The following is an 8219-nucleotide window of genomic DNA, read 5'->3' on the forward strand; positions in this document are numbered from 1 at the left end:
GTTTGATTTTCAAACTTCGCAACAGAACCATTGATAGCATCAAAATTCAATCCTTCTAGTGATGGGCCGTATTTCGGTTTTGGTAATGTTTCAAAAATATGAAAAGCTTTTAACCGAAAATCTAGCATCCATTCAGGTTCTTGCTTAAGCTTAGAAATTGTTCTTACTACTTCTTCTGAAATCCCATTACCCGTTGTAAAAATTGGTTGTACTTCGTCATGAAACTACAGTTAGTTAAAACGCATATTTAACTAACTAATTGTTCACATAGAAACGCTACTTCTATGCAGTTCTCTGATGAACTTCTTGTACTTTCATACAAGTACAGACTATATCTTATTCTTACCTTCATTGTTTAAGGCTTAGACCGAACCGCTTCCATGTGCTTACATGTACTTCCTTCAAGAGGAATAGTCGTTGAACCTTCTCCTATTAAGAGCTTGGCTGCTGGTTGCCCATTGATTCTAGTCTTTAGGTTTTAACCTTAGACCATCCGATAAATTTTTTTTGCTTTCGCCACGTTCACATTGAAGTTTTTTTCATCTTTATGTTGTCGTTTTATCGGCTTTAGGGGTTTCAAGCAATTCAATTCGTTTGTAGGATAATAAAATTACCACGATACACAAATTTCTCTATGTACTGAACTTTTACTAGACGAATTAGCAGTTATTCAAATTTTGTATCATTCATATTGATTTCTTCTATTCTTTCAGCATTTTCCATCAATGCTTCACACTCCCTGTTTAGCATGATTAAGTAAAACAATTTATATTAAATTTATTTGTTCACAGTGATCATCATTTTTGATTAAGAAAATAGAAATAACTGCTTACAAAACGAAAATTATTTGAGCTATCTCTTTGTTACTAATGTGATTGTTCATTTATCCTTTCCTACTTAACGCCAGCCATCCCTTCTTTCATTACAAAAAGGAACTAAAAATCCCTGTATTACATTATTTTTTTCTACCTATTATCAATAAACTTTCTATCTTATTAATAATTGAATAGATTTTTTTAAATTTGATGTCTATTTCACACATTAAATTCTCATTTATTTTAGATGTATCATAATACAAAGAAGGTTTTATGTAAATTAAAAATGTTAATTTTCAGAAAATTATTTTTTGAGTTTAAAATTATGTTCAAATATCGTTAAATTAGTTTGTAAAAAAGACTGTCTATTAAATTTAGTGGGGCTTTAATGAAAAAAGCTTTTGTTAAATTAGTTAATTATTTATTAGAGAAATAATTGATCATTCTGTCCGCTACCAATTCTTTAATCAGTAATAACATTCTTGTTTACTTTCAAATAAAAAAATAAAGACAATCTTCATAAGGTCAAGATTGTCTTTTTATACGGATATTAAAAAATTTAAATATATTATGAGTTGATCCATTTTCTGATCCAGTAGTAGAACCAGTATCAGTTGTATCAGTTGTATCAGTATTAGTATTATTAGCACCAGTTGATCCGTTATTAGATTCAGAAGGTGTAGTACCTCCATTATTAATTACGGTATTACCTTGACTTGATGCACTATTTTAAACACTTGGTGTTGTTGTAGCTTGGTAGTTTGAATTGCTATTAGCTACTTGATTATCATTAGTAATTGTCGTTTGTGTTTGAGATTGATCAACAGGTGTTCCAACTTCTTTCTTAGAATCAACTTTTTCAGATGGAGTAACTACAGTTTTTTCTACAACTTCATTTTGAGGTGTAGTTACTGTAGCTGTAGAACTAGCAAAGTGCATAGTATTTCCAGCATAAATTAAGTTAGCATCAGTGATACCGTTAATTGATTGTAATTTTTCTACTGAAATATTAGTTACTCCACTTATAGCACTTAAAGTATCGTCCCATTGGATGGTGTTTGTTTTTTTTACCTTCAATATCATTTTTAATTTGTTCAATTGTACGTGTACACCAAGAAGTTGTTTCCACAGCATGCGCATTTAGTGTAGAAATCAATACTATTCCTCACATTACTAAACCTAAGACTAATCCTAAAGTTATTTTTTTCATTTTACATTCACACTCACTTTTCAATTTTAATAAAAATCAACAGAATACTTAACTGAACCATCTGAATAATAAACCTGAATAGTTGTATAGCCATTTTTTGAAAAATCACTATCAAGTACGCTGTTTCCGTACGTGTTCGCTTCAAGAGCAGATCCAAATAATTGACCGCTATTTCCCATTCCACCACTCACAATCGTTGGTGCTGACGGTGCTTGGTGACTTGAACTATTACTATTAGAATTACTACCAGAATTGCTATTCGAGCTACCATTGCTATTGTTGTTAGTAGAACTACTGTTATTGGATGTACCCGCAGAACTACTTGCTTGGTTAATGTTAGTAACGGAACTTGCACTAGAACTAGAAGATCCTGAGTTGCTTTGAACAGATGGTGAATTATATTCTCCATTTGACACATTGCCCCCCTCTACAGAATCAACATTACTGTTAACAGATTCTTGACTTTGTGACGATGCAACTTGTGCATTTTCTTGGTCTTGAACTGCTGAATCGGTATCGTTTGCCTTAGAAGCTTCCTGTTTTTGTTCTTCAGCAGGAGTAGACTTCCCTTCTGCTGATACAGCTTCACTAGTTTTACTATCTACTTTTGCTTTAGCGGCAGTTTCTATAGAAGCTTTTACCTGATTCAATTTTGTAGCTAGCTCTTTCTTGCTTTCACCTTCCTTCAACTTTTTCACCAAGTCACTTGCTTTATCAAAGTCAGATTGTTTTATGCCCTTTTTCACTTTATAACCTTCAAACAACTTATTAACTCCTGTGGAAGCGGCTTGATATGCTACTAATTGATTCGTAGCATGGTTCTGTTGCAAAGTTAAAAAATTAATAAAGAGTTTCCAATTAATTTTTGATTTTATGCTTAGATACTCATTAATGTATTCATCTCATGAATCACTGAAAAGCCAAAGAGACTTTTGTCTCTTTGGCTAATTTTATATAAAGCGTGTATGGTTTCAATTCCTTTAATTGTTGAGGAAGCAGTCCTTATGGACTGATATAATTTGTGCCTTTTCTTGATGGATCGATGATCCTGTTCAATGATATTATTCAAGTATTTATTTGTTCGGTGTTCAGTCTTAGAAAATAATCCTTCAGAATGCAATTGATTAAACGCACTACTTAGTGAAGGGGCTTTATCAGTGACAAGAACTTTAGGTTCTCCAAATTGTTTGATCAATCGTTTAAAGAAAGCATAAGCTGCTTGTTTATCACGCTTTTTTCGCAACCAAATATCTAATGTTATCCCCGAAGAATCAATGGATCGATACAAATAGTGCCACTTTCCTTTTACCTTAATATAAGTTTCATCCATTCTCCAGGAATCGCCAACAGATTTATTTCTTTTCTTCCATAAGCAATAAATAACTTGACTATATTCTTGTACCCATCGATAAACCGTCGTGTGACAAACATTGATTCCACGTTCGTTAAGGATTTCTGAAACATCACGATAACTTAAGTTATATCTTAAATAGTAGCATACGGCTACCATGATAATATCCTTTTCAAATTGTTTACCTTTAAAATTGGACATGGTAATTCTCCTTATGTTTTAGTTTCAGCTATTTTACACTAAATAGGTATTTAGATAAAACTTTGCAACAGAACCAAAAAACACGTTCAATCCCTTCGAAATGATTGGTTTGAACGTGTTTTAAAATTAACATATTCCTTTAAAAACTAATAATTTTCTCTTACTTAATTATCGCCCAATTGCTGTAAAGAACGATAATTTTTATTTAAATACACCCAAATTGAAAACTACCTGATCATCATTATCTAATGTAGTTTCACCTGCGCCTTTTTCACCCATTTTTCCATTGATAGTGAATGTCCAGTATTTATTTTGACTCTCATCTTGCGCATGACCATCAATTGAAGTAATAAAGCCATCCCTTTCTTTTACTTCAAAGTTAGCCTTTAAAATTACCAATAATGATTCTCCTGATTTGTAAGTGACTGTTTTTGAAGTGATCTCTTTATCACTATCAGTCAATTTTATCAGCGCGCTTGATTTAGCAACCTCGCTTGTTGCTTGAGTGGATGCTTTTGAAGAGGCTTGATCATTTTGATTTGATTGGCACCCTGTCATAATGAATAGTCCGATAAAAACGGTTAATAATGTTGCTAATTTTTTCAAGTTTAAAACCCTCTCTTAATGGAATACCTTCCCTGCTCGTTCATAAAATGGCTCTTTGGTAGCATAAACATGATTTACATAACGTGCAAGTACAAAAAATAAATCTGATAAGCGATTCATAATTTTGTATGCATGTAAATTGATAGGTTCATCTGAAACAATCAATCGTGTGATTTCACGTTCTGCCCGACGAATAACTGTTCGTGTAATTTGCATATCGCATGCCACCGGATGTCCTCCAGGTAAGATAAATTTTTCAATGACTGGAACTTTTGCTTGATAAAAATCAATCAGCGTTTCAATCTTAGTTACTTCTTCTTTCCCTACAATCATTTCTTTAATCCCGATGGGTGTAGCCAAGTCTGTTCCAATATCAAAAAGTAAAATTTGTAATACAACTAGTTCTTTTTTCAACAGCTCAAACTTTTTATCATCCAACTCTGAAATAATTTTACCGACCCAAGAATTTACTTCATCAACGCTACCGTAAGCACAAACGCGAGCGTCAGATTTTTTTATTCTTTCTCCACCAATAATACTAGTATTTCCTTTATCGCCGCTTTTAGTATAAATTTTCATCGAATAGCTCCTTTTACAAGCCACATTTTAGTTGTACTTTACAGTTAGTGCAGGTACTGCAACCACCAATTTCTTCAATTCTACCCTCATGGCAAATCGGACATATTTCTTCTGCTTCTGATGATTCTAATGAGTCAAGAGTAATTTGATTATCTGCCACCCCTACTACAGGTTCTTCAAATACATTGCCATCTGCTTCAAGTGTCAACACTTGCGAATCCCTGCTACCATCCACATAGACAGTTCCACCTTTAGCACCGCCTTGATACAGATCTTCATAGATCGCAGCTACTTGTTTCACTTGATAACCCTTAGGTGCATTGACTGTTTTTGAGATAGAGCTATCTACCCAACGTTGGATCGTACATTGAACACTCACGTGATCTTTTGGTGAAAGCTCCATGGCAGTGACAAAGAATGGTGGTAGATTATCCGCAGTTTTCTCTGGATTTTTTTCTAAATATTCACTGACTATTTCAGCGTTAACTTCAATGAATTTTCCTAAGCGACCACTTCTAAAATAAGAAAAAGAGAAATATGGTTCTAGTCCGGTTGAAACACCAGCCATAGTACCCGTTGACCCTGTTGGTGCGACTGTTAGTAAATGAGAATTACGAATACCGTATTTTAGAATCGCTTGTCGGATTGATTCCGGCATCTTCTTCATATAACCCGATTCAATAAAACGTTGACGAAGCGCGGTTGTTTCCTCGACTGTTTTGCCTACTAAAAATGGGAAGCTGCCTTTTTCTTTTGCTAGTTCGACGGACGTTTGATAAGCCGTAACAGCAATTTTTTCAAATACTTGATCTACTAAACGGTTTCCATCTTCAGATCCATAGACTTTTTCACAATAAATCAATAAATCTGCCAATCCCATGACCCCAAGTCCAACACGTCGTTCACCTTTAGCTTGCTGCTCATTTTTTTCAAAAAAGTAAGGCGTCGCATCAATTACATTGTCCTGAAAACGAACACTAGCTCGTACGACATCAGCTAATTTTTCAAAGTCGACAACTTTCGTTTCTTTATCAACCATATTGGCTAAATTAATTGCTGCTAGATTGCATACCGCATAAGGCGTCAATGGCTGTTCCCCACATGGATTGGTTGCAACTACCTTTTGTCCGTAGGCTTGAGCATTGGTCATCTCATTAGCATTATCGATAAAAAATATTCCCGGTTCTGCTGAATACGTTGCACAATAAGTAATCAAATCCCACAATTCGCGAGCCTTGATCGTTTGATGGATTTTTACTTTACGCCCTGTTTCAGCCCATTCTCTGACATCTCCAATTTCCATCCAATGTTGATCATAATCAGCCATTTCACTAGCGTCATAGTCTTCGATTGCTGGAAAGCGTAACTCATAAGTTTGGTCGGTTTCGACAGCTTCCATAAATTCTTTTGTTAAACAGACGGAGATATTGGCTCCGGTCAAGAAATCAGGGTCTTTCACACTGTACGTACCACCCGCTTTTAATTTCTGTTGAGCCGTTTTTAAAAATTTATCCTCCATATCATTCGTCGGATGATCGACCAAATACTCTAACCATCCCTTTTCATTTGCTATTAGTGGTTCAAAAGTCAGTTTTTCACTAGCTAATTGACGTACTATCGGACTTTGGCTAGTGTGGATCAAATTTTGTAAAATGGCCGGATTCTGAATCTTAGAGATAATGAATTCAAAAATATCTGGATGCCAATCATTCAACATGATCATTTGTGCTCCCCGACGACTCCCGCCTTGTTCAACTAAATTTGTCAAATTAGCTAAATCATTGAGCCACGAAACTGAACCTGATGATTTTCCATTCACCCCATGGACGATCGCTGATTTTGGCCGTAGCGTTGAACCGTTCGTTCCTACACCACCACCACGGCTCATAATCTCCATCACTTCTTGACGATGTTTTGCCAGGCCCCCACGAGAGTCATGGATGAATGGCATAACGTAGCAATTGAAGTATGTTACTTCTGAATTCGTTCCTGCACCATAAAGTACACGTCCAGCAGGAATGAGATTTTGTTCTGTCAAATGCTGATAAAACTCGGTAAAAAACTGAGCTTTTTTTTCTCCTTCAATATCAGAGATTCCTCTAGCAACACGAGCTGCAATTTGTTCAAAATAAAGTTCAAGCGGTTTCTCAACCTCATTTATATTTCGAATCACTCGTCCCGAAGCAATTTCTTCTGGATTAGTTAACGAGCTTTGAAATTCTTCCTCAATTCGAATTATCAACTGTTCCTTATTGATCTCTTCAATTTTTCCGATCCCTCTTGCTGGATATTGTGGATCAGCATGGGTTGTTAAAATAACCAAATCCCCGACTGTCAAAGTTTTTCCGCTCATATCTTTAAATGCATAGCGATCAAGCATGATTAATCTTGAAATCCCATCAAATGTTTGAGTCATTTCTGCAGTTATCTTAGCGACTTCTTTATAAGAAGAGATATCTTGATTTAGTTTTTCTATATATTTTTTAGGATAATTCATTAAATACTACCACCTTTATCATCAACAAACACAACATATTGTGCCCACCAATGATTATAGTACTATATAAAGTGTAATTCAATCTTGTAATTAATTTTTATTCTGATACAATGAGAACTATTATCAATTAAAACAAGGGAGTTTTCCTAGTGTTACCAACCTCTAATTCACGCTTTCCAATCAGAAGGATTACCACCCTCGCTTTATTTAGTGCCGCCAGTATTGTTGGTAGAATCCTTTTTACTTGGATACCGAATGTACAACCAATGACAGCCATTCTACTTTTACTCGCTTTTTATGGAAGTTATACAGATGCTTTAATCGTTACTTTAGTAAGCTTATTAGGCACGAACCTTTATTTAGGAATGGGTAGTTGGACAATCAGCCAACTGATCGCCTTCAGTAGTATCGTTACGGTTTTTCATTTTTTATCTAACTGTGCCCTGATTAAGCATCACATCTCTATCCAAGCAATCATTGCATTTTTATGTGGCCTTCTTTACGGATTGATCGTATCGAGAGTTGAAGTCTTTATATATCAACTACCTTCTTTTTGGGCCTATTATTTTCAAGGATTATTTTTTGATATCCTCCATGGAACGGGTAATTTAATCCTTTATCTTGTATTAGTTCCTGTGTTTAAACGAATTTTATTACCTACTATTAATAGTTCGAAAAATAAATTAAATAGTTAGATGAGTATCTAAATCACAATATCTCTTATTAAATTAAACCTATAATTCAAATAGGAAGCCTTGCGTATTATTTAAGATGGTTCTGTTGCAAAGTTAAAAAATTAATAAAGAGTTTCCAATTAATTTTTGATTTTATGCTTAGATACTCATTAATGTATTCATCTCATGAATCACTGAAAAGCCAAAGAGACTTTTGTCTCTTTGGCTAATTTTATATAAAGCGTGTATAGTTTCAATGGTTCTGTTGCAAAGTTTTAAATAAAGA

7 protein-coding genes are annotated in these 8219 nt (G+C 34.5%); 1 reads left to right on the top strand and 6 read right to left on the bottom strand.

Translation table 11 applies throughout. The features are described 5' to 3' along the window. Positions 1 to 1544 precede the first annotated feature (1544 nt). From HMPREF2731_RS00180 to HMPREF2731_RS00205, 6 genes are all read right to left on the bottom strand, one after another. Positions 1545 to 1913, bottom strand: coding sequence for a LysM peptidoglycan-binding domain-containing protein (locus HMPREF2731_RS00180; RefSeq protein WP_227326775.1), 369 nt, complete (start codon positions 1911 to 1913; stop codon positions 1545 to 1547). 138 nt (positions 1914 to 2051) lie between these two features. Beyond that, a complete protein-coding gene (locus tag HMPREF2731_RS00185; protein ID WP_002333341.1) occupies positions 2052 to 2789 on the bottom strand; it encodes a hypothetical protein in 738 nt (245 codons plus the stop codon). A gap of 113 nt (positions 2790 to 2902) precedes the next feature. Continuing rightward, entirely contained in the window at positions 2903 to 3577 is a 675-nt protein-coding gene (locus tag HMPREF2731_RS00190) for an IS6 family transposase (RefSeq protein ID WP_002333342.1), read from the bottom strand. Between the two features lie 201 nt (positions 3578 to 3778). Further along, positions 3779 to 4183: a DUF4430 domain-containing protein gene (locus HMPREF2731_RS00195; RefSeq protein ID WP_002314381.1), complete on the bottom strand. Its 405-nt coding sequence runs from the start codon at positions 4181 to 4183 to the stop codon at positions 3779 to 3781. A gap of 15 nt (positions 4184 to 4198) precedes the next feature. Further along, positions 4199 to 4762, bottom strand: coding sequence for a cob(I)yrinic acid a,c-diamide adenosyltransferase (locus HMPREF2731_RS00200; RefSeq protein ID WP_002334645.1), 564 nt, complete (start codon positions 4760 to 4762; stop codon positions 4199 to 4201). A gap of 13 nt (positions 4763 to 4775) precedes the next feature. Beyond that, the gene (locus HMPREF2731_RS00205) at positions 4776 to 7259 is read right to left on the bottom strand and encodes a vitamin B12-dependent ribonucleotide reductase (RefSeq protein WP_016627788.1); all 2484 of its coding nucleotides are present in this window, start codon (positions 7257 to 7259) and stop codon (positions 4776 to 4778) included. A 149-nt stretch (positions 7260 to 7408) separates the two neighbouring features. Between HMPREF2731_RS00205 and HMPREF2731_RS00210 the strand changes: the two genes are divergently transcribed. Continuing rightward, complete coding sequence (locus HMPREF2731_RS00210; RefSeq protein ID WP_070872046.1) at positions 7409 to 7954, top strand: cobalamin ECF transporter; 546 nt, start codon at positions 7409 to 7411, stop codon at positions 7952 to 7954. Positions 7955 to 8219 lie beyond the last annotated feature (265 nt).

This window comes from Enterococcus sp. HMSC072F02, assembly GCF_001837725.1.
In the GTDB taxonomy this organism is placed as follows: Bacteria; Bacillota; Bacilli; order Lactobacillales; family Enterococcaceae; genus Enterococcus_B; species Enterococcus_B lactis.

Bases quoted from the DNA above. Each gene is read 5' to 3' on its own strand.
- HMPREF2731_RS00190 (WP_002333342.1), bottom strand. From the start codon at position 3,577: ATGTCCAATTTTAAAGGTAAACAATTTGAAAAGGATATTATCATGGTA.
- HMPREF2731_RS00200 (WP_002334645.1), bottom strand. From the start codon at position 4,762: ATGAAAATTTATACTAAAAGCGGCGATAAAGGAAATACTAGTATTATT.
- HMPREF2731_RS00205 (WP_016627788.1), bottom strand. From the start codon at position 7,259: ATGAATTATCCTAAAAAATATATAGAAAAACTAAATCAAGATATCTCT.